Consider the following 393-nt stretch of genomic DNA (forward strand, 5'->3'; position numbering starts at 1 on the left):
TATGTTGATAGTTTCTCGCTAGGTGCCAATAATACTCTGCATGTTGCTGGCTGGCACGCTGCTGACGCAAGTACTGCTCTCAAAAATGCCTTTTTAATCGTTTTTGATGCAACAACTGGCAAAGAAATAAAACGTATTGCATACAATCCTATCAGCCGTCCAGATGTTGTTAAAAATGGGTACGCCAATGTATACAACGCTGCGCAAAGTGGTTTTTCTCAAGACATTGCCTTAGGCAATACTCTCATCAATGGTCACAAAATTCAGATTGTAATGCGTTACTCTGATGCGACCAATGGAGAAGGAAATCATGTTGATTTCTGGTCTAAAACGTATGCTATTGCAAATGCCAATGCTGCTTATGTTGATAGTTTCTCGCTAGGTGCCAATAAT

The 393-nt window shown here is 40.5% G+C and carries 1 pseudogene; it reads left to right on the top strand.

The window, feature by feature from the left end:
* Window positions 1-393 (top strand): annotated as a pseudogene (locus FC80_RS09540) (hypothetical protein); the annotation flags it as partial.

Origin of the sequence: Liquorilactobacillus cacaonum DSM 21116 (genome assembly GCF_001436735.1) — a bacterium.
Taxonomy (GTDB): Bacteria; Bacillota; Bacilli; order Lactobacillales; family Lactobacillaceae; genus Liquorilactobacillus; species Liquorilactobacillus cacaonum.